The following is a 22,206-nucleotide window of genomic DNA, read 5'->3' on the forward strand; positions in this document are numbered from 1 at the left end:
TCAGATCTCCGCGAGCGAGCGCACGTGCGCGACCACGCTGCGCCCGAGCGCCGACAGGTTGTAGCCGCCCTCGAGACAACTGACTATGCGCCCGCGCGCGTAGCGCCGCGCGATCTCGCGCACCTGGTCGGTAATCCACGCGTAATCGTCTTCGACGAGGCCCATGTTGCCGAGGTCATCCTCACGATGCGCGTCGAAGCCGGCCGAGATGAACAGCATCTCCGGCCTGAACTCGTGCAGGCGCGGCAACCACAGCATATCGACCGCTTCGCGCACGGCCATGCCGTTCGAGCGCGCCGGCATGGGCACGTTGCACATGTTGGACGCCTGGTTGTCGGCGCCCGTGAACGGATAGAACGGATGCTGAAAGATGCTGCACATCAGCACGCGCGGGTCGCCCGCGAATGCGGCCTCGGTACCGTTGCCGTGATGCACGTCGAAGTCGATGATGGCGACCCGCGCGAGACCATGCACGTCGAGCGCGTGGCGTGCGGCGATCGCGACGTTGTTGAAGAAGCAGAAGCCCATCGCGCGCGCCGGCTCCGCGTGATGGCCGGGCGGGCGCACGCTGCAGAACGCGTTGTCGTAGCGGCCTTCGATCACCGCGTCGGTGGCGGCGACCGCCGCGCCCGCCGCGCGCAACGCGGCCCGCAACGTGTGCGGGTTCATCGTCGTGTCGGGATCGATTTCGGCGACGCCCTCGAGCGGCGAGCGACCGCGGATGTAGTCGACGTGCGCCCGCGTGTGCACGCGCAGCAGCGCGGCCTCGTCGACGAGCGGCGCCGACTCGCGCTCGATCAGCGCGTCGATGCGGCTCGCGATCAACTGATCCTCGATCGCCTGCAGGCGCGCGGGGCACTCGGGATGCCACTGTCCCATGTCATGCAGCAGACAGTCGGGGTGGGAATAGAAACCTGTTGCCATAGTTCGTGTTGTGCGTCTCTTCTACGGCGCGGCGCATCAATTGCGCGCGCGGCGTGTCTCCGTCGAGCGGCGCGCGCCCCCGCGCGCCTACATTCGTCAAGTTACCACACGACGCCGCTGTCGCCGATTCAGCACGGTTTTGCGGGAGCCGTCGGGTATACTTCCCCGACCCGTTATTCGCCGTTTCGTTCCTGCCGCTTTCCGACTGCTTCCAGCCTTTCACGCATCGCGCTCACTGCTCACCATGACCGTCAAGCTTGCTCTGTCCGCAGGATCCCCACGCAACCGGCTTCGCCTCAACTCCCTCGCCGCCTCACTGACCGTCGCATCGTGCATGTTCATCGCAGCAAGTCCCGCGAGCGCACAAAGCGCCACGCGCAAAGCCTCGGTGCAGCTCGCGCAGAGCCAGCCGCAACAGCCGGTCCCGCAAGGGCAAACGTTTGAGGAAGAGATCATTCCGCAGCGCTATGCGAACAACGCGAACGTCGATGCGTTCATCAACGAGATGGTCGCGCGCTACGATTTCGACGAAGCGTCGCTGCATGCGCTGTTTGCCGGCGTCAGCTACTCGGCGACCGCGGTGAAGCTGGTCACGCCGTCGCTGACGCCGTCGATCAAGAACTGGCGCTCGTATCAGGCGCGCTTTCTCGACCCGGTGCGCGTCAATGCCGGCGTGCAGTTCTGGCGCGAGAACCGGGCCACGCTGCAGCGCGCGTATCAGGAGTTCGGCGTGCCGCCGGAGATGGTCGTCGGCATTATCGGCGTCGAGACGATCTACGGCCGCTACATGGGTAATTTCCGCGTGCTCGATGCGCTGACCACGCTGAGCTTCGATTATCCGAACACCGCGAATCGCGCGGACCGCCAGGCGACCTTCCGCAAGAATCTCGAAGACTACCTGGTGTGGACGCGCGACGCGCAGATCGACCCGAACACGGTGCTCGGTTCATACACGGGCGCGATCGGCATTCCGCAGTTCCTGCCGAGCAGCATCGTCCAGTACGCGGTCGACTACGAGGGCAACAAGCACATCGATCTGCGCACGAGCGATGCCGACGCGATCGGCAGCGTCGCGAATTATCTGCGCCAGAATGGCTGGGAAAGCGGCCGGCCGGTGGTATGGCGAATCGCCTCGGACGCGGGCAGCCTCGGTGTCGCGCAGGCGGCGGCCACTGGCCAGCCGGAGCCGCACTGGCCGCTCGACCAGTTGCTGCGCGCCGGTCTCGTACTGAACGAGCCGAACGTCGACATTGCTTCCGAAGCGGGTACGCCGGTCACGGTGGTCGATCTGCCGACGCCGGGGCGCGGCACCGAGTTCGTGCTCGGCCTGAAGAACTTCTACGTGCTCACCCGCTACAACCGCAGCTTCTTCTATGCGCTTGCGGTGTATCAACTCGGTCAGAAGGTCAAGGCCCAGATGGAAGCAATCGACACTGCGAATGCCGCGAAGGCGGTCAACAACGGCGGCGCGTCGCAAGGTCAGACAGATCAGTCGAACTCAAATTCGCAGTGAGTCGCCCCGCGAGGCGCCATGCGCGCCTCGCGTTGAAGGACGTAAAAAAGCGCCGGCTCGACCGGCGCTTTTCATTGGCTCGTGCGCCCGCGAAGGCGCCCGGCGACCCGCTTACGCGGGAAATACTCCCGTGGACAGATAACGGTCGCCGCGGTCGCAGACGATGAACACGATCGTTGCATTCTCGACCTGACGCGCGATGCGCAGCGCGACTTCGCACGCACCGCCCGACGAAATGCCCGCGAAGATGCCTTCGACCGACGCCAGCCGGCGCGCCATCGCCTCGGCCGCGGATTGGCTGACGTTCTCCACACGGTCGACGCGGCTACGGTCGAAGATTTTCGGCAGATACGCTTCCGGCCACTTGCGAATACCCGGAATACGCGAACCCTCTTCCGGCTGCGCGCCGATGATTTCGATCTGCTGGTTCTGCGCTTTCAGATACGTGGATACGCCCATGATCGTGCCGGTCGTGCCCATCGACGACACGAAGTGCGTGATGCGCCCTTCCGTGTCGCGCCAGATTTCCGGGCCCGTGCCTTCGATGTGCGAAGCCGGATTGTCCGGGTTCGCGAACTGATCGAGGATGATGCCCTTGCCTTCGCGCTGCATCTGCTCGGCGAGATCTCGCGCGTACTCCATGCCGCCTTTGACCGGCGTCAGAATGATTTCCGCGCCGTAGGCCGCCATGCTCTGACGGCGCTCCACCGACAGATCTTCCGGCATGATCAGCACCATCTTGTAGCCGCGGACCGCCGCGGCCATGGCGAGCGCGATGCCTGTATTGCCGCTGGTCGACTCGATCAGCGTGTCACCCGGCTTGATGCGCCCGCGCGCTTCGGCCTTCTTGATCATCGACAATGCCGGACGGTCCTTCACCGACCCCGCCGGGTTGTTGCCCTCGAGCTTCGCGAGGATCACATTGTTGCGGCTGCGGATCTCGTCGTCGGGAAGCCTGACGAGTTGTACGAGCGGCGTGTTGCCGACCGTGTCTTCTATCGTTTTGTATGCCATAGGGGGTCTAGCGATCGATGCGCGAGAGAGTGTCTTCAATCTATCGATTCTAAACCACGAACTCCGGCGCTGCCCTGCAGCCCTTCTGTCCGCATGGATGCATGCCGCTTGCGGCGCAAAAAGCCCGCGGCTGCGAGCCGCGGGAAGTGGTGTGTGCAAATCGGAGCAGTGGGATGTTCGCGGACCCTGCGCGCCGCAAGCCGCTCGTCAGCATGACACGCGCAAGGCTCGCGGCCGCTTACTTCTTCACCGCCACTGCGGCGGCGCCCTTCTGCGTGGCGGCGGGCGCGGCCGCAGCGGCCGGCTCCTTGGCCGCTGCAGCTGCCGCAACCTGCGTGCTAGCAGCCGCGCCAGCCGGTCCGACAGCGAGACCCTCCGCCTGCAGGCGCTCGATGGTGTGGCCGCCCATGCCCTTGACGCGCTTGCCGAGATCGGCCGCGTCCTTGAACGGGCCGTGCGCATTGCGTTCGTCGACGATCGCTTTGGCTTTTGCCGGACCGATGCCCTTAATGCCGCGCAGCGCGTCTTCGTTAGCCGTGTTGACGTCCACCGCCGCATACGCGTGGCCGAAAGCGGCGAGCATCGCCGCGGTAACCAGTACTTTTCGAAACATATTGGAATCTCCCTGTTGCCACTGGCCGGCGACCATCACCGGCCAGGAGATTCCAGTTTAAAGAGGACGGCGTACTAATTACACCTGGCCGAACAGCCAACGCACGTAACGATCGACACCTTCCTGCACGCTCAGAAACGGCGCGTCGTAGCCGGCCGCGCGCAGCTTCGACTGATCGGCCTGCGTGAAGCACTGGTACTTGCCGCGCAGCGCGTCGGGAAACGGAACGTATTCGATCAGGCCGCGCTGCACCTGATCCGCGAGCGACAGCGCCGGCTCGTTGTTCAGCGCGCGCAGCGTGTTGACCACGGTGCTCGCGATGTCGTTGAACGGCTGCGCGCGGCCGGTGCCGAGATTGAAGATGCCCGACTTCTCCGGATGATCGAAGAAGAACAGATTGACCTTGACGACGTCTTCGACGGAGATGAAATCGCGCGTCTGCTCACCAGCCGCATAGCCGTTGTATTCGCCGAACAGCTTGACCTTGCCCTCGGCGCGGAACTGATTGAAGTTGTGAAACGCGACCGACGCCATCCGCGCCTTATGCGTTTCGCGCGGACCGTACACGTTGAAATAACGAAAGCCCACGATCTGGCTTTTCGCCGTGGGCAGCACGCGGCGAATCACCTGGTCGAACAGGAACTTCGAATAGCCATACACGTTGAGCGGCTGCTCGACCTCGCGCTCCTCGACGAAGCGGCTCGAGCCGCCATACGTCGCCGCCGACGACGCATACAGGAACTGGACGTCCTGCGCGAGACAGATGTCGAGCACGTCGCGGCTATAGCGGTAGTTGTTGTCCATCATGTAGCGGCCGTCGGTTTCCATCGTGTCCGAGCAGGCGCCTTCGTGGAAAATCGCGCGCACCTTGCCGAAGTCGCCGCGCCTGAAGCGCTCGACGAATTCGGTTTTGTCGAGATAGTCGTCGATTTCGCAGTCGACCAGATTCCTGAACTTGTCCGCGCGCGTGAGGTTATCGACCGCGATGATGCGTTGTTCGCCGCGCTCGTTGAGCGCCTTCACGAGATTGCTGCCGATAAAACCGGCCGCGCCGGTGACGATGACGGTCATGATGATCCTGCCGTAGTGAGCTTTGTAGTGAGCTTCGTTCAGTCAACGCCGCGGGGTCCGCTGGTCCGTCGGACGACGGCAGCCCCGCGGGCTGCATCAGGAGAAGAGTTCGTCGTAGTCGACGGTGGCGGTGCCGAGTTTGCCGACCACGATGCCGGCCGCGCGATTCGCGAGCCCGACCGCGTCGACGAGAGAAAGACCCGCGCCGAGCATCGCGGCAAGCGTCGCGATCACCGTGTCGCCCGCGCCCGACACATCATACACTTCGCGCGCATCAGCCGATGCGTGCAGGATGCCATCGTCGGCGAAGAGTGTCATGCCCTCCTCCGAGCGCGTCAGCAGCAGCGCCTTGAACTGGAGTTCGGCGCGCAGCTTCGTGACACGCGCGATCAGATCTTCCTCGGACTTCCACTGTCCGACGACCTCGCGCAATTCCGCGCGATTCGGCGTGATCAGCGTCGCGCCGCGATAGCGCTCCCAGTCGTCGCCCTTCGGATCGACGAGCACCGGTTTGCCGGCCGCGTGCGCCTTCGCGATCATTTGCGTGACATGCGTGAGGCCGCCCTTCGCGTAGTCGGACATCAGGATCACGTCGTGCGACGGCAGCAGCTCATCGAAACGCGCAAGCCCCGCTAGCAGCACTTCATGCGCCGGCGAGTTTTCGAAATCGACGCGCAGCAGTTGCTGCTGACGCGACAGCACGCGCAGCTTGATCGTCGTCAGCAAGGCCGGATCGCGTTCGAGATGCGGTGTCACGCCGCTTTCGTCGAGCAGCTGCACGATGCGCTCGCCGGGCTCGTCATGACCGACCACGCACAACAGACCCGCTTGCGCGCCAAGCGCGACCGCGTTGCGCGCGACGTTCGCCGCGCCGCCCAGGCGATCTTCCTGGCGCTGCACGTGCACGACCGGTACTGGCGCCTCCGGAGAGATGCGGTTGACGTCGCCGAACCAGTAACGGTCGAGCATCACGTCGCCGACTACCAGCACGCGCGCCGCATTGAGCTGCCCGCGCGGCACGAACGTGAGCTTCTGCGCCGTGGTGGACGCGGGCGCCGCGGGCATGGCCTCAGGCATCGGCCGGAAGTTCAGAGGGTTGGGCATAGGGGCGTCCAATAGCGTGATAGTCGATCCCGAGCTCGATCATCGCGTCCGGTTCGTACAGATTGCGGCCGTCGAAAATCAGCGGTGTCTTCAGCACCGATTTCAGATGCACGAAATCAGGACTCTTGAACTCCTTCCATTCGGTCACGATCACGAGCGCGTCGGCGCCGGTCAGCGTTTCGTCCTGAGTGTTCGTGAACGTGAGACGTGCGAGCTGCTCGGGCGCCGCGTGCAGATCCATCGCGAACACGCGCTGCGCCTCGGTCACGGCGACCGGATCGTACGCGCGCACGTTTGCGCCGCGCGCGAGCAGCTCGCCGATCACGCGACGGCTCGGCGCCTCGCGCATGTCGTCGGTATTCGGTTTGAATGCGAGGCCCCACACCGCGAACGTGCGGCCGCTCAGATCCTCGCCGAGCTTCGCGGCGATCTTGTTCACGAGCACGTCCTTCTGCTGGTCGTTCACTTCCTCGACCGCCTCGAGAATGCGCAGGTTGTGGCCGCTCTCGCTCGCGGTGCGAATCAACGCTTGCACGTCCTTCGGGAAGCACGAGCCGCCATAGCCGCAGCCCGCGTACAGGAAGTGATAGCCGATGCGCGGATCGGAACCGATGCCGCGGCGCACCGCCTCGATGTCGGCGCCGACCTTGTCCGCGAGATTCGACATCTCGTTCATGAACGAGATGCGCGTCGCGAGCATCGCGTTGGCCGCGTACTTGGTGAACTCGGCCGAGCGCACGTCCATGTACAGCGTGCGTTCGTGGTTGCGGTTGAACGGCGCGTACAGACGCTTCATCATCTCACGCGCGCGTGCGCCCGATTCGTCTTCGTCGATACCGATCACGATACGGTCGGGGCGCATGAAGTCGTCGACGGCCGCGCCTTCCTTCAGGAACTCGGGGTTCGACACGACCGAGAAGCGATGCTGCGCGCTGCCGGCGAGCCCGCGCAACGCGAGCTCTTCGTTGATCACCGCGCGCACGCGTTGCGCGGTGCCGACCGGCACCGTCGACTTGTCGACGATCACCTTGAAGCCGTTCATCGTGCGGCCGATGTTGCGTGCGGCCTCGAGAACGTATTGCAGGTCGGCGGAGCCGTCTTCGTCGGGCGGCGTGCCGACCGCGATGAACTGCACGTCGCCGTGCGCGACGCTCGCCGCGACATCGGTCGAGAACGTGATGCGGCCGGCCGCGCGCGTGCGCGCGATCATCTCCTGCAAGCCCGGTTCGTGAATCGGCACGCCGCCTTTGTTGAGGATGTCGATCTTGCGCTGATCGACGTCGAGACAGAAGACGTCGTTGCCGATTTCGGCGAGACACGCGCCGGTGACAAGGCCCACATAGCCGGTGCCGATAATGGTGATTTTCATACGCTGTCCGGTAGATGGTTCCGGTGATGAATGCCGCTCGTGAGGCCGGCGATAAACTCGTTGCGAAATTCGCGGGGCGATTGCGCGCCAATGAACGCCGACGCGGCCACCGCCGCGCATGCGGCGTCAGTTCGGCGCGGCAATCGGCTCGACGCGGCGCGGCGCATAGGTTTCCCAACCGCTGCATCCCGGGCACTGCCAGTAGAAAAGCCGGGCCCTGAAACCACAATTCTGGCACGTATAGCGTGGCAGATTCTTGGTGCGCTGGCGGATCAGTGTGCGCATCAGTTCGAGCTCGCCGCGCCGCGGCTCTTCGGCGACGGCCTGCTGCGCTTCGAGCAGACGCGTCATGCCGGCCAGATTCGGCGACTTCTGCATTTGCGTGCGCGCGAGCGCATGCGCAGCATCGGCGCCGCGCAGCGATGCGACGTGCTGATACGCAACGTCGAGCAGATCGTTGCTCGGATGACGGTCGACCCACGTGGTCAGCAGATCGGCGCCCTCCTGCGCGCGGCCGAGCGCTTCATACGCTTTCATGATCTTCTCGGCGACGAGCGGCAGATACGCGGGGTTCTGCTCCTCGACGCGGCGCCATTGCCCAATCGCCGCTTCCGGCGCGCCGCCGGCCGCGTCGACATCGCCGAACAGGATCGTCGCGCGCACGTTGGTCGGGTTCGCCTTCAGCGCGAGCCCGAGCTGATGACGCGCCTCGTCCGGTTTCTTCTGCTGCAGCGCTTCCTGCGCAAGTTCGCAGTGGAACTGTGCGATTTCCTTGTCGAGCGACGGTGCGCCCATCGTTTCGAGGTGGCGCGCGGTATCGATCGACTTGACCCAGTCTTTCTCGATCTCGTAGATCGTCAACAGCGCGCGCTGAGCACCCAGCGCGTAATCGCCCGCTTGCAGCGAGCGGAAGGTTTCTTCGGCACGGTCGAGCAGACCCGCTTTCAGGAAGTCCTGGCCGAGTTCGTACAGCGCGTGATCGCGCTCGTTGACCGGCAGGTCCGCGCGGCTCAGCAGATTTTGATGCACGCGAATCGCTCGATCCGTCTCGCCGCGGCGGCGGAACAGATTGCCGAGCGCGAAATGCAATTCGACCGTTTCAGGGTCGAGCTTGACGACTTCGATGAATGCATCGATCGCCTGGTCGGGCTGCTCGTTGAGAAGGAAGTTCAGGCCGCGAAAATACGACCGCGGCAGGTTGGCGCTTTCGGACAGCAGCGTCTTGAGGTCGTAGCGCGCCGCCATCCAGCCGAACGCGAACGCGACGGGTATGACCAGCAGCCACCAGAAGTCTAGATCCATGCGATTAATGCAAATGTGCGGAAAAGCGAAAACGAAAAGCCGCGCTCGGAGCGCGCGCGGCGCAAGACAGCTCACATCAGCGGCGGCATCGGCGGCTGCTCTACCACGGCGGGAGTCTCGCGCGCCACGCGCAACTCGCGCCTAAGCCGGCCATTCTCCATGCGCAGGCGCACGACGGCCGGCATCGCCGACACGAGCCCGGCGAGCAAGCCGATCACGAAAAACGCGAGGCCGATCAGAATCAGAGGCGCCGACCAGACGTAGCCGGCAAGGAAATTCAGCGTAGCGGGTTGCGTGTTGGAGAGCGCGAGCACGAGCAGCAGCACGAACACCAGCACACGGATCAGCCAGACGATAAATTTCATGAATAGATCTCTTCACGGCAGTTGCGGGATGACGCCGGCTTGATGACGCGTCGCGCCACGGTGTTGCCCGCGCCGAAGTGACCCGTATTGTAATGGATGCCCTCGCGGCTGGGCAGCAAGTGGCGGGATGCCGGACTTACGGGCCATTCGCGAAATGCAAAGGCCGCAGCGGAAGGCGCGACTTCTCAAATGATGGACGAAAAAAAAGCGCCCGAAGGCGCTTTTCCTGGTCTTTTGCCGACTGGCTTTGGCCGCTGACGCTAGCTATGCCACGCTGCAACACACACACAGCGGAGTCATTAAAGGTCGTCATCCGGCTCCTCGGCCTTCAGCGGCTCGCCCGCGCGACGATCCACCCGCTCGCGCAATTCCTTGCCCGGCTTGAAGTGCGGTACGTACTTCTCGGGTACCAGCACCTTCTCGCCCGACTTCGGATTGCGTCCGACGCGGGAGGGACGGCGGTTGAGGCCGAAGCTGCCGAAGCCACGAATTTCGATGCGATGACCTTTGGCAAGCGCCTCCGACATCGCATCAAGCATCGTCTTCACCGCGAAATCCGCATCCTTGAGAACCAGTTGCGGAAATCGCGTAGCCAGCTGGGCGACCAATTCCGATTTGGTCATACTGCAGCAGACCTCTCAGGCTTACTGGTTCTGGCCGTCGAGCTTGGCCTTCAGCAGCGCGCCGAGGTTCGTCGTGCCGGTAGCGGCTGCGCTCGAATCCGAAGCAGCGAGACCGCGGATGGCTTCCTGCTGCTCAGCCGAGTCCTTCGCCTTGATCGACAGGTTGATGCCGCGCGACTTGCGATCGATGTTGATGATCATCGCGTTGACCTTGTCGCCTTCCTTCAGCACATTGCGAGCGTCTTCCACGCGGTCTTGGGCGATTTCCGAAGCACGCAGGTAGCCTTCGACTTCGCCCGACAGCTGGACCACGGCACCCTTCGCGTCGACCGACTTGACGGTACCGTCGACGACCGAACCCTTGTCGTTCATTGCAACGTAGTTGCTGAACGGGTCACCTTCGAGCTGCTTGATACCCAGCGAAATACGTTCCTTCTCGACGTCGATGCCGAGAACGATCGCTTCCACTTCGTCGCCCTTCTTGTACTTGCGAACGGCTTCCTCGCCGGTTTCGCTCCACGACAGATCCGACAGGTGAACCAGACCGTCGATGCCGCCCGGCAGACCGATGAACACGCCAAAGTCGGTGATCGACTTAATGGCGCCGCTGATCTTGTCGCCCTTCTTGAAGTTGCGGCTGAAGTCGTCCCACGGGTTCGGCTTGCACTGCTTCATGCCGAGGCTGATACGACGGCGGTCTTCGTCGATTTCGAGAACCATCACTTCGACTTCGTCGCCCAGCTGGACAACCTTCGACGGAGCAACGTTCTTGTTGGTCCAGTCCATTTCCGACACGTGGACGAGGCCTTCGATGCCCGATTCCACTTCGACGAATGCGCCGTAGTCGGTGATGTTGGTGACCTTACCGAACAGACGCGTGCCCGACGGGTAACGGCGCGAGATGCCTTCCCACGGATCGTCGCCCAGTTGCTTGATACCGAGCGAAACGCGGTTCTTTTCCTGGTCGAACTTGAGGATCTTCGCGGTGACTTCCTGGCCAACCGACAGAACTTCGCTCGGGTGACGCACGCGACGCCATGCGATGTCGGTAATGTGCAGCAGGCCGTCGATGCCGCCGAGGTCCACGAACGCGCCGTAGTCAGTGATGTTCTTGACCACGCCTTCGACGATCGCGCCTTCCTTCAGCGTTTCGAGCAGCTTCGCGCGCTCCTCGCCTTGCGTTGCCTCGATGACAGCGCGGCGCGACAGCACGACGTTGTTACGCTTGCGGTCGAGCTTGATGACGCGGAATTCGAGGGTCTTGCCTTCGTACGGGGTCGTGTCCTTGACCGGACGCGTATCAACCAGCGAACCCGGCAGGAACGCGCGGATGCCGTTGACCATCACGGTCATACCGCCCTTGACCTTGCCCGTGATCGTGCCGGTCACGAGTTCATTGTTGTCCAGCGCCTTTTCCAGCGACAGCCACGAAGCCAGACGCTTCGCCTTGTCACGCGACAGGATGGTGTCGCCATAGCCGTTTTCCAGCGCGTCGATCGCGACGGAAACGAAGTCGCCCGCCTGCACTTCTACCTCGCCCGCGTCGTTCAGGAACTCTTCGAGCGGGATGTAGGCTTCGGACTTCAGACCAGCGTTCACGACCACGAAGTTGTGGTCGACACGCACGACTTCGGCGGAAATCACTTCGCCAGCGCGCATGTCCTGCTTGGTCAGCGACTCTTCGAACAGAGCCGCAAAAGATTCGGTATTCGGGGTAGAGGTTTGCAGGTCGGACATAAAAATCAGAGTTTGCATGGTCTTCGCAACGCCTGGCTCACCGGACCGGTCAGCAACTGCGGCAAATACGCGAACGCCACGCGGGGTTAAAGGGTTAAAAACAACGCTTCGCGACCATTGCGAAGCACCTACCAACAACGGGACTGCCGCTGCTGGCCACTTCTGCGCGACCGTTTTCAATCACGCATGCGGGACCAGCGCTTCATACCATTGCACCACCTGCTCGACCGCCTGGTCGACCGACAATGCGGAGGTATCAAGCAGCTTTGCATCCGCCGCGGGCTTGAGCGGCGCGGCCGCGCGCTGACTGTCACGCTCGTCACGCTCACGCAAATCCCGGAGCAAGTCATCTATATTAGCAGAAAATCCTTTTTGGATCAATTGCTTATGCCGGCGCATCGCGCGGGCCTCGACGCTCGCGGTCATGAACACCTTCAGCGCGGCGTCCTGGAAGATCACGGTGCCCATGTCGCGGCCGTCGGCGACCAGTCCCGGTTCCTTGCGAAACGCCCGCTGGCGCGCCACCAGCGCGGTTCGCACCGGTGCGTGCACGGCGATCGCCGAAGCGCGGCTGCCTACTTCCTCGGCGCGGATTTCGGTCGATACATCGACCCCGTCAAGCTGCGCGAGCCCCTCGCGAAACGTGATATGGAGGTCATCGATCAGTTTGACAAGTGCGTCGACGTCGTCCGCCGCAATGTCATAGCGCAGGCTCGCGAGCGCCGCGAGCCGATACAGCGCGCCGCTGTCGAGCAGGTGAAAGCCGAGGTTGGCGGCCACCATCGCGGCCACAGTGCCTTTGCCGGAGGCGCTAGGGCCGTCGATCGTAATGACGGGCGTCTGGTGAAAGGGGCGGGTCGGTTTCATCTAAAAATGTCGCACATCGGGCGATTCGCACGCGAATCCGGGTTGCATCAGGGTTGTGTGAGCGCCGTAAAGCGCTCGAAATAATCGGGGAACGTCTTGCCGACGCACTTCGGGTCGTTGATGCGGATCGGCACGCCGCCCAAACTCACGAGCGAGAAGCACATCGCCATGCGGTGGTCGTCGTAGGTGTCGATCGCGGCATTCGGGAACAGCTTTTCGGGTGGCGTGACGACGAGGAAATCTTCGCCTTCCTGCACCTTCGCACCGACTTTGCGCAGCTCGGTCGCCATTGCGGCGATGCGGTCGGTTTCCTTCACGCGCCAGCTCGCGATGTTGCGCAGCGTGCTCGTGCCGTCCGCGAACAGCGCGGCGACCGCGATCGTCATCGCGGCATCGGGGATCAGGTTGAAGTCCATGTCGATCGGATCGAGCTTGCCGTGGTCGTTGCCGACGCCACGCACTTCAATCCAGTCGTCGCCCATCTGCAGGTTCGCGCCCATCTTGATCAGTGCATCGGCAAATCCGACGTCGCCCTGGATGCTCGCGCGGCCCACGCCTTCGACTCTGAGGGGCCCGCCGCCGAGTGCGCCCGCGGCGAGAAAATACGACGCCGACGACGCATCCCCTTCCACCATGATCGTGCCCGGCGACTGATACCGCTTCCCGGCCGGCACCACGAACTGGTGCCAGCCGTGGCGCTCGACCTCGATCCCGAAGCGCGCCATCAGCTTGATCGTGATCTCGATGTACGGCTTCGAGATCAGCTCGCCGTCGACCTGCACGGTGGTGACGCCGCTCGCGGTGCGCAACAGCGGCAGCGTCATCAGCAGCGAGGTCAGGAACTGGCTCGACACGTCGCCGCGTACGCGGATCGGCGCGTCGGCCGTTATCTGGGCGGGACGGATGCGCAGCGGCGGATAGCCTTCGTTCTGCTCGTAGTCGATCTTCGCGCCGATCTGGCGCAGGCCGTCGACGAGATCGCCGATCGGCCGTTCATGCATGCGCGGCACGCCGTGAATCCGGTAGTCGCCGCCGTTCACGGCGAGCGCCGCGGTCAGCGGGCGCACCGCCGTGCCCGCATTGCCGAGGAACAGGTCGGCCGTGCGCGCGGTGAACGCGCCGCGCGTGCCGGTCACGACGCAGGTGTCGCCGTCGCGCTTCAAACGTACGCCGAGCTTTTCGAGCGCGTCGAGCATCACGCGGGTGTCGTCGGAGTCGAGCAGGTTCGTGATCGTCGTCTCGCCTTCAGCGAGCGCGGCGAGCAGCAGCACGCGGTTCGAGATGCTCTTCGAGCCGGGCAGACGAACCGTGCCGGACGCACGGGAAAAAGGTCCGAGATCGAGGAATTCCATGATGTGTCCAGTTTCCGGTTATTTCGACGCGTCGCCGCTGGCCACGCCAGCCGCGCGCTGCTCCTGCCACTGACTGCGTGCGACGCGCGAGCGCGCGAATACTGCTTCGAGCGCGGCGCCGTCGCCAGCTTCGATCGCCGTGCGCAGGCGCGCGAGTACCGCGGTGTACGCGTCGAGTTCGTCGAGCAGCGCCACGCGATTGGCGACACAGACGTCGCGCCACATCTCCGGACTCGACGCGGCGATGCGCGTGAAGTCGCGAAAACCGCCCGCCGCGAACGAGAACTTCAACGCAGCGTCGGGCGAATTGAGGATCTGCTCGACGAGCGCGAACGACAGCACATGCGGCAGATGACTGACCGACGCGAACACGCGGTCGTGCTGCTGCGGCGTCATCTCCCGCACCAATGCGCCGGTGGCGCGCCACATCGCCGCGACGCGCTCGACCGCGTCCGGCGTATTCTCCGGCAGCGGGCACAGCACGACGTTGCGGTTCACGTACAGATCGGGCAACGCGGCATCGACCCCGCTCGACTCGCGACCGGCGATCGGATGGCCCGGCACGAACTGGCCGATCCGGGCGCCGAGCGCCGCGCGGGCGGCGGCGACCACGTCAGATTTGGTGCTGCCCGCATCGGTGACGATCGTGTTGGCGTCGAGATGGGGCGCGATGCGCTCGAGCAACGGCTGGGTCTGCGCGACCGGCGCCGCGAGCAGCACGAAGTCCGCGCCCGCGAGCGCGTCGCGCAGCGCGGCGTCGTCGGTGAGCGCCGCGGCACCGTCGATCACACCAAGCGCCAACGCCCGTTCGCTCGACGCGGAGGTCCGTCCGAGCCCAACCACCGTGCGCGCCCCGCCAGCCTCGCCGCGTTCACGCAACGCGCGCGCGAGCGATCCGCCGATCAGGCCGACACCGAAAATCACCAGCTTGTTAAAGGAAAACGCGGCCACGTCGCTCACACAATACGGACATTAAGCGCGCCACTCCTGGCGGTCGACGCGCGGGGTCAAGGATCAAGGCTTACGCTGCGTCAGGCTCGGCAAGCGTCTTTTCGAGCGCCGCGAGGAACGCTTCGTTTTCCTCCGGCAAGCCGATCGTGATGCGCAGCCACTGCGGCAAGCCGTAGTTGTCGACCGGTCGCACGATCACGGCCTGCTTCAGTAGCGCGAGGTTCACCCGGGCGCCGGCTTTGTCGTCGCTGCCAACGCGCACGAGCACGAAGTTGCCTTCGGACGGCACGTATTCGAGGCCGAGCTTGTCGAACGCCTCCGTCAGAAGCGTATAGCCCTGCGCGTTCAGCGCCGCGCTTTTCTGCAGGAACGCGCTGTCGTTCAGCGCCGCAATCGCCGCGGCTTGCGCGAGCGTATTTACGTTAAACGGTTGACGCAGTCGATTCAGCAAATCGGTCAACCCGGGCTGCGCGATCGCGAAGCCGATGCGCAAGCCCGCAAGCCCGAACGCCTTCGAGAACGTACGCGAAACCAACAGGTTCGCATAGCGGCGCACCCAATCAATCGAGTCGTAGCGCTTGTCCGCCGACAGATACTCGGTGTACGCCTCGTCGAGCACGACGACCACGTGGCGCGGCACCTTGTCGAGAAAAGCCTCGAGCCTCGGGCCGTCGACGAACGTGCCGGTCGGATTGTTCGGATTCGCGACGAACACGAGACGCGTGTGGTCGTCGATTGCGGCGAGCATCGCGTCGAGGTCGTGACCATAGCGCACCGCCGGCACGACGATGGCGCGCGCGCCGACGCCTTGCGTCGCGAGCGCATAGACCGCGAACGAATACTGCGAGAACACGACCGCCTGGCCCTTCTCGACGAACGCGTGCGCGGCGAGTTCGAGGATGTCGTTGCTGCCGTTACCGAGGGTGATCCACTCAGCCGGCACGCCGTAGCGCGCGGCGAGCGCCGCCTTCAGCTCGAAACCGTTCGAGTCCGGATAACGGCCGAGATCTGCGATCGCCTGCGCCATCGCGTGCTGCGCGGATTCCGGCATGCCGAGCGGATTCTCGTTCGATGCGAGCTTCACGATGCTCGCCTCGTCGAGACCGAACTCGCGGGCCACTTCCGAAATCGGCTTGCCGGCGATGTACGGCGCGATCGCGCGCACATAGGAAGGGCCGAAAGACGCTGTCATGAAAATCTCCGAACGACGATGGATAGTGAAATCTGCGTTCGGGCAGCGCACGCGGCGCCGCCCGGACTGCGCTGCCAGCCTTTAGCGGGCGCGCGGATATGAGCCGAGTATTTTCAGGAACGCGGCCTTCTCGCCGAGACCGGCGAGCGCGGCAGCCACAGCCGGATCGTCGCGATGGCCTTCGACATCGATATAGAAGTAGTACTCCCACGTGCCAACGCGCGCCGGACGCGATTCGAATCGCGTCATCGACACGCCGTGGCGCGCGAGCGGCTCGAGCAGCTTGACCATCGCGCCCGGTTCGTTCGCGACCGACACGATCAGCGAGGTCTGGTCGTAGCCGCTCGGACCGGTCGGCTCCTTGCCGATCATTACGAAGCGCGTGCGGTTGTGCGGATCATCCTGGATCAGCGCGTTGGTGACCTGCAGGCCGTAGTGGATCGCGGCGCGATCGCCGGCGATGGCCGCAACGGTCGGATCTTCGGCCGCCATCCGTGCAGCTTCGGCATTACTCGACACCGCCTGGCGCTCGAGATGCGGCGCATTGGTCGACAGCCAGCGTTGGCACTGCGCGAGCGCCTGCGCATGCGCGCATACGCGCGTGACGCCAGCGAGCCCGTTTTGCGTGAGCAGGTTGTGATGGATCGGCAATGCGAGTTCGCCGCCGATGGTCAGCTGGGTTTGCAGCAGCAGATCCAGCGTGCGCGACACCGCGCCTTCGGTCGAGTTCTCGACCGGCACGACGCCGTAGTCGGCGGCGCCCGCCTCGACCGAGCGGAATACTTCATCGATCGAGGGGCACGGCAGCCCTTCGATCGACTGACCGAAGTACTCATGCATCGCCTGTTCGCTATAGGTGCCGACCGGCCCGAGATACGCGGCCTTGATGCTCTTTTCTAGCGCGCGGCTCGCGGCCATGATCTCGCGCCAGATCGCGCTGATGTGTTCGTCCGCGAGCGGCCCCGCGTTCATTTCCTGCAGGCGCGCGATCACCTGCAGCTCGCGCTCGGGCCGGAACACCGGCGCGTTGAAATGCTTCTTGACCTCGCCCACTTCGAGCGCGACCGACGCGCGCTGGTTCAGGAGCGCGATCAACTGCGCGTCGAGCGCGTCGATGCGATCGCGCAGAGGTTTGAGTCGTGTATTGAGTTCGTCGTCCATGCGTAAAACGGCTCTGCCGGGTAACTGCTGGAAAAGATGCGCACGCCTGCCGGTCAGTGTGACTCAGGCACTGCGCTGTTCGAATTCCTTCATGTATTCGACAAGCGCTTTGACGCCTTCGAGCGGGACGGCGTTATAAATCGACGCCCGCATGCCGCCGACGGACTTGTGGCCCTTTAGCTGCACCAATCCCCGCGCTTTCGCGCCGGACAGGAAATCTTCGTTGCGCGACTCGTCGGCGAGGAAGAACGGTACGTTCATCCGCGAGCGGGAGCCACGTTCGACCTTGTTCAGATAGAAGCTGCTCGAGTCGATCGTGTCGTACAGCAGCTGCGATTTTTCGAGGTTGCGCGCCTCCATCGCCTGGAGGCCGCCCTGGTTCTTCAACCACTTGAACACGAGCCCGGCAATATAGATCGCATAGGTGGGCGGCGTGTTGTACATCGAGTTGTTCTCGGCGACGGTCTTCCATTCGAACGCCGATGGGCAAATCGGCATTGCGCGATCGAGCATGTCCTCACGCACGATCACGACCGTCACGCCCGCCATGCCGATATTCTTCTGCGCACCGCCGAACAGCACGCCGTATTTGGCGATGTCCATCGGGCGCGAAAGGATGTGCGACGACGCGTCCGCCACGAGCGGAATATCGCCGAGGTCGGGAATCTCGAAGGTTTCGACGCCGTGAATGGTCTCGTTCGTGCACAAATGCACGTAAGCCGGATCGTCCGACAGTTGCCATTCCGCACGCGCCGGCGCGCGCGTGTAGCCCTCGGCCGTCTTGCCGGTCGCGGCAAGATGCACGCTGCCGTATTTTTCCGCTTCCTTGAACGATTTCTGCGACCACGAGCCGGTCACGACGAAATCCGCCCGCGGTTTCGAGCCGAGCAGGTTCATCGGCACGATCGCGTTCTCGCCGAGCCCGCCGCCCTGCAGGAAAAGGATGCGGTGACTTGCCGGCACCTGCAGCAACTCGCGCAGATCGGTCAGCGCTGCTTCGTGGATCGACATGAATTCCTTGCCGCGATGGCTCATTTCCATCACGCTCATACCACTACCTTGCCAGTTCAGCATCTCGTCGGCTGCCTGGCGCAGCACTTCTACGGGCATGGCCGCCGGGCCGGCGGAGAAATTAAAAACGCGCATGTGAGGTCCTGGAAGCGGGCGTGAAATAACGAAGTCGCGCGGGAATCGGCGAAAAGAACTGCGAAATGGCTCGCCGAAAAAGAAAATGGCCGTCTGCGCCAGTGCGCAAACGGCCATTATCGCATTGTCGCCGCCAACCCGCCACGCCGGGTGGCCCAATGGGCGCGGCGACAGGCCGGCTAATTAGCGCGGCCTGCGAGCGGAATTTACTTGGCAGCCGGCTTGACCGATGCGACTTCCTTGTCGGCCTGGTCACGCGTTGCCTTGATCGATTCCGGCATGTACTTCTGCATCAGACCGTTCACGACGTCGCGGCCAACCTGGTCTTGCACCTGGATGAACTTGCGTCCGGTCGGGCTCTTGTAGAACGTGGTCAGGTCCTTGATTTCCGACACGCTGTAGTACTTTGCGTACGCATCGTACTGAGCTTGCATCGCGTCCTGACGGAAGCCGTCGGTTGCGAAGACCTGGCCTGCCGCGTCCACCAGCTTCGGCACCGCGTTCTTCTGCAGCGTCGGCACGGCGGCCTGCTTCTGCTTGTCCGTCATCGTCTTGTTCTCGGTCAGCGCGTCCGACAGGATTGCCGGCACGAGCTGCTTGGCCTGCATCTGCGCGCTATTGCCGATTGCGCCAACCAGCTTCTGCGCGTCGATGGCGTCGAGCAGGTCCTTGATGGCAGCTTGCTTGGCCGGATCAACCGGTGCTGCTGCGGCAGCCGGAGCTGCGGGCGCCTGGTTCTGCAGCGCTTGAGCCATGGCGAAGGTCGGCACGATGGCAGCCAGCAACATCAGTTGTTTGAATCGTTTTTGCATCATTACTCCCTAAGAGAAATTAACTTGAACCGCACGCCGCACGGGAAAGCGTACCGGCCTGATACGCGTTGACCCGCAGCGTAGCTTCAACGTATTAACTGAGACTGAAAGCCGCTGGCACGGATCAAGCCGCGCCGCCCTCACCGCCGTTATCACCTTCAGCGGAGCCGTCGGAATCGTTTTCCGACTCGCCCTCGGCCTCAGCTACCTGTTGCAGACCGGACAGCTTGGTCCCTTCGTCAAGGCTGATGAGTGTAACACCTTGCGTTGCGCGTCCCATTTCGCGAATTTCCGACACGCGCGTGCGAATCAGCACGCCCGTCGTGGTAATCAGCATGATCTGCGCTTCCGAATCCACGAGCGTCGCGGCAACGACCCTGCCATTGCGCTCCGACGTCTGGATTGCGATCATGCCCTTCGTGCCGCGGCCGTGACGCGTGTACTCGGTGATCGGGGTGCGTTTGCCGAAGCCGTTCTCGGTTGCGGTAAGCACCGACTGTTGCTCGTCGCCGGCCACCAGCAACGCGATCACGTTCTGGCCGTCTTCGAGCTGCATGCCGCGCACGCCGCGCGCCTCGCGGCCCATCGGACGCACGTCGTTTTCGTCAAAGCGCACTGCCTTGCCCGAATCAGAGAACAGCATCACGTCGTGCTGGCCATCGGTGATCGCGGCGCCGATCAGGTAATCACCCTCATCGAGACCGACCGCAATAATACCCTTGCGCAGCGGCCGGCTGAATGCCTCGAGCGGGGTCTTCTTTACCGTTCCTAACGCGGTTGCCATGAACACGAACTTGTCGGCCGAGAACTCCTTGACCGGCAGCACGACCGTGATCTTTTCGCCTTCCTGCAGCGGGAACATATTGACGATCGGCCGGCCGCGCGAATTGCGCGAGCCCTGCGGCACCTCGTAGACCTTGACCCAGTACACCCGGCCGCGATTCGAGAAGCACAGAATGTGGTCGTGCGTATTGGCGATGAACAGCGTGTCGATCCAGTCGTCTTCCTTCATGGAAGTAGCCTGCTTGCCACGACCACCGCGCTTCTGGGCCCGATATTCGGACAGCGGCTGCGATTTCACGTAGCCCGCGTGCGACATCGTCACGACCATTTCCTGCGGCGTGATCAGGTCTTCGGTGTTCAGTTCGGTCGCGTTCAACTCGATCTTCGAGCGACGCGCATCGCCGAATTCGGCCTTGATCGAAGAGAGTTCGTCGACGATGATCGCCGAAATGCGTTCCGGGCGAGCCAGAATGTCCAGCAGGTCAGCGATCTGCGCCATCACATCGCGGTATTCGCCAATGATCTTGTCCTGCTCGAGACCGGTCAGGCGCTGCAGACGCATCTGCAGGATTTCCTGCGCCTGGGTATCGGACAAACGGTAGAGGCCATCGGCCTGCATGCCGAACGACGGGTTCAACCCCTCCGGACGATATGCTTCGCGACCGCCCGCCGACGCGTTATCCGTCTCGGCGCGCGACAGCATTTCGCGCACGAGCGACGAATCCCACGAGCGCGACATCAGTTCCTGCTTGGCGATAGGCGGCGTCGGCGCGGCCTTGATGAGCGCGATGAATTCGTCGATGTTCGCGAGCGCAACCGCCAGGCCTTCGAGCACATGGCCACGTTCGCGCGCCTTGCGCAGCTCGTAGACGGTGCGCCGCGTCAGCACTTCCCGGCGATGCGACAGGAAGCACGTCAGCATTTCCTTCAGATTCAGGAGCTTCGGCTGGCCGTCGACGAGCGCGACCATGTTCATGCCGAACGTGTCCTGAAGCTGGGTCGCCTTGTACAGATTGTTCAGCACGACCTCGGGCACTTCGCCGCGCTTGAGCTCGATCACGACACGCATGCCGCTCTTGTCGGATTCGTCGCGGATGTCGGAGATGCCTTCGAGCTTCTTCTCGTTGACGAGCTCGGCGATACGCTCGAGCAGCGAGCGCTTGTTCACCTGATATGGCAATTCGTCGACGATGATTGCCATGCGCTGGCCGCGGTCGATTTCCTCGAAGTGCGTCAGCGCGCGCATCACAACGCGGCCGCGACCGGTCCGATAGCCGTCGCGCACGCCGGCCACGCCGTAAATGATGCCGGCGGTCGGGAAGTCGGGTGCGGGGATGATCTCGATCAGTTCGTCGATCGTCGCTTCCGGGTTTTTCAGCAGATGCTGACACGCGTCGACGACTTCGTTGAGGTTGTGCGGCGGGATGTTGGTCGCCATGCCGACCGCGATGCCGGACGAGCCATTGATCAGCAGATTAGGGATGCGCGCGGGCAGGATGGCCGGTTCATTCTCGCTGCCGTCGTAGTTCGGCACGAAGTCGACCGTTTCCTTGTCGATGTCGGCCAGCAGCTCGTGGCCGATCTTCGCCATGCGGATTTCGGTGTAACGCATCGCCGCGGCGTTGTCGCCGTCGACCGAACCGAAGTTCCCCTGACCGTCGACGAGCATGTAGCGCAGCGAGAAGTCCTGCGCCATCCGTACGATCGTGTCGTAGACAGCAGTGTCGCCGTGCGGATGGTATTTACCGATGACGTCGCCGACGATACGCGCCGACTTCTTGTAGGCGCGGTTCCAGTCGTTGTTCAGCTCATGCATCGCGTACAGCACGCGCCGGTGCACCGGCTTCAGGCCATCGCGGACATCGGGAAGCGCTCGCCCTACGATCACGCTCATCGCGTAATCGAGATACGAACGGCGCATTTCCTCCTCAAGGGAGATTGGCAGAGTCTCTTTGGCGAATTGATCCATTATCCGTATCTTTTACGTGCGAAGGCGGGGGTTCGCCGCAACTTCGCGTAAGCATTGCAGGCGCAACGCATCACGCGATTCTAACATGCCACGCATCCGCGCCCGACGCAGGTACGTATACATATTAGAGGGGCACCCGCCAACACCTCGCCGATCGCACAATTTAAGACTCACCAGGCTCGATTCCTGCGTAGGGCCAATTCCCCGCTCAGCCAGAGCCGGCGGACCGCTCAGACGAAAACATTTGTTGCGCATGCACCACATTTGGAGGGGGATTTGAATGGGGGCAGATTTTTTTTTCGTCGGAAGGGAACGATATGGCAAAATGCCAACGCACA

19 protein-coding genes are annotated in these 22,206 nt (G+C 63.4%); 1 reads left to right on the forward strand and 18 read right to left on the reverse strand.

Translation table 11 applies throughout. The annotated features are described in order from the left end of the window. The gene (locus AB3X95_RS06520; protein WP_368620927.1) at positions 1–924 is read right to left on the reverse strand and encodes a histone deacetylase family protein; all 924 of its coding nucleotides are present in this window, start codon (positions 922–924) and stop codon (positions 1–3) included. Positions 925–1,258: 334 nt separating this feature from the next. On the opposite strand from AB3X95_RS06520, the gene mltB reads away from it, so the two are divergent. Next, entirely contained in the window at positions 1,259–2,437 is a 1,179-nt protein-coding gene (mltB, locus tag AB3X95_RS06525; RefSeq protein WP_368620928.1) for a lytic murein transglycosylase B, read from the forward strand. Positions 2,438–2,548: 111 nt separating this feature from the next. On the opposite strand, the gene cysM is transcribed toward mltB, so the two are convergent. The 17 genes from cysM to gyrA form a co-directional block, all read right to left on the reverse strand. Next, on the reverse strand, positions 2,549–3,451 hold the full coding sequence (cysM, locus tag AB3X95_RS06530) for a cysteine synthase CysM (RefSeq protein ID WP_018435653.1): 903 nt from the start codon (positions 3,449–3,451) through the stop codon (positions 2,549–2,551). A gap of 238 nt (positions 3,452–3,689) precedes the next feature. Next, positions 3,690–4,064 (reverse strand): helix-hairpin-helix domain-containing protein, encoded by a 375-nt coding sequence (locus AB3X95_RS06535; protein WP_176124342.1) that lies wholly within the window; start codon positions 4,062–4,064, stop codon positions 3,690–3,692. Between the two features lie 78 nt (positions 4,065–4,142). Further along, positions 4,143–5,135: an ADP-glyceromanno-heptose 6-epimerase gene (gene rfaD / locus AB3X95_RS06540; protein WP_368620929.1), complete on the reverse strand. Its 993-nt coding sequence runs from the start codon at positions 5,133–5,135 to the stop codon at positions 4,143–4,145. Positions 5,136–5,231: 96 nt separating this feature from the next. Next, positions 5,232–6,239, reverse strand: a complete 1,008-nt coding sequence (gene rfaE1 / locus AB3X95_RS06545) for a D-glycero-beta-D-manno-heptose-7-phosphate kinase (RefSeq protein ID WP_217910439.1) — start codon at positions 6,237–6,239, stop codon at positions 5,232–5,234. Next, positions 6,205–7,608, reverse strand: coding sequence for a UDP-glucose/GDP-mannose dehydrogenase family protein (locus tag AB3X95_RS06550; protein WP_184226311.1), 1,404 nt, complete (start codon positions 7,606–7,608; stop codon positions 6,205–6,207). Before AB3X95_RS06550 ends, rfaE1 begins: the two co-directional genes overlap by 35 nt. Positions 7,609–7,734: 126 nt before the next feature. Continuing rightward, entirely contained in the window at positions 7,735–8,910 is a 1,176-nt protein-coding gene (gene lapB, locus AB3X95_RS06555) for a lipopolysaccharide assembly protein LapB (protein WP_184226312.1), read from the reverse strand. Between the two features lie 71 nt (positions 8,911–8,981). Then, positions 8,982–9,275, reverse strand: a complete 294-nt coding sequence (locus AB3X95_RS06560) for a lipopolysaccharide assembly LapA domain-containing protein (RefSeq protein ID WP_184226313.1) — start codon at positions 9,273–9,275, stop codon at positions 8,982–8,984. Positions 9,276–9,574: 299 nt separating this feature from the next. Continuing rightward, the gene (locus AB3X95_RS06565; RefSeq protein ID WP_006050255.1) at positions 9,575–9,898 is read right to left on the reverse strand and encodes an integration host factor subunit beta; all 324 of its coding nucleotides are present in this window, start codon (positions 9,896–9,898) and stop codon (positions 9,575–9,577) included. 21 nt (positions 9,899–9,919) lie between these two features. Next, the gene (rpsA, locus tag AB3X95_RS06570; RefSeq protein WP_008921410.1) at positions 9,920–11,653 is read right to left on the reverse strand and encodes a 30S ribosomal protein S1; all 1,734 of its coding nucleotides are present in this window, start codon (positions 11,651–11,653) and stop codon (positions 9,920–9,922) included. 162 nt (positions 11,654–11,815) lie between these two features. Continuing rightward, the gene (gene cmk, locus AB3X95_RS06575) at positions 11,816–12,502 is read right to left on the reverse strand and encodes a (d)CMP kinase (protein ID WP_368620930.1); all 687 of its coding nucleotides are present in this window, start codon (positions 12,500–12,502) and stop codon (positions 11,816–11,818) included. A gap of 47 nt (positions 12,503–12,549) precedes the next feature. Further along, positions 12,550–13,854 carry a 3-phosphoshikimate 1-carboxyvinyltransferase gene (gene aroA, locus AB3X95_RS06580; protein ID WP_176369268.1) on the reverse strand — a complete coding sequence of 435 codons (1,305 nt, stop codon included), beginning with the start codon at positions 13,852–13,854 and terminating at the stop codon, positions 12,550–12,552. A gap of 18 nt (positions 13,855–13,872) precedes the next feature. Continuing rightward, positions 13,873–14,814 carry a prephenate dehydrogenase gene (locus AB3X95_RS06585; protein WP_368620931.1) on the reverse strand — a complete coding sequence of 314 codons (942 nt, stop codon included), beginning with the start codon at positions 14,812–14,814 and terminating at the stop codon, positions 13,873–13,875. Between the two features lie 61 nt (positions 14,815–14,875). Then, a complete protein-coding gene (gene hisC / locus AB3X95_RS06590; protein ID WP_176124348.1) occupies positions 14,876–15,997 on the reverse strand; it encodes a histidinol-phosphate transaminase in 1,122 nt (373 codons plus the stop codon). A gap of 81 nt (positions 15,998–16,078) precedes the next feature. Next, positions 16,079–17,158, reverse strand: coding sequence for a prephenate dehydratase (pheA, locus tag AB3X95_RS06595; RefSeq protein WP_368620932.1), 1,080 nt, complete (start codon positions 17,156–17,158; stop codon positions 16,079–16,081). A gap of 63 nt (positions 17,159–17,221) precedes the next feature. Continuing rightward, entirely contained in the window at positions 17,222–18,304 is a 1,083-nt protein-coding gene (serC, locus tag AB3X95_RS06600) for a 3-phosphoserine/phosphohydroxythreonine transaminase (RefSeq protein ID WP_368620933.1), read from the reverse strand. Positions 18,305–18,510: 206 nt separating this feature from the next. Further along, positions 18,511–19,116 carry a DUF2059 domain-containing protein gene (locus AB3X95_RS06605; protein WP_176105377.1) on the reverse strand — a complete coding sequence of 202 codons (606 nt, stop codon included), beginning with the start codon at positions 19,114–19,116 and terminating at the stop codon, positions 18,511–18,513. A 124-nt stretch (positions 19,117–19,240) separates the two neighbouring features. After that, a complete protein-coding gene (gene gyrA / locus AB3X95_RS06610) occupies positions 19,241–21,868 on the reverse strand; it encodes a DNA gyrase subunit A (protein WP_176124350.1) in 2,628 nt (875 codons plus the stop codon). Positions 21,869–22,206: the final 338 nt, after the last annotated feature.

It is taken from the genome of Paraburkholderia sp. BR13444, assembly GCF_040948755.1.
Classification (GTDB): domain Bacteria; phylum Pseudomonadota; class Gammaproteobacteria; order Burkholderiales; family Burkholderiaceae; genus Paraburkholderia; species Paraburkholderia youngii.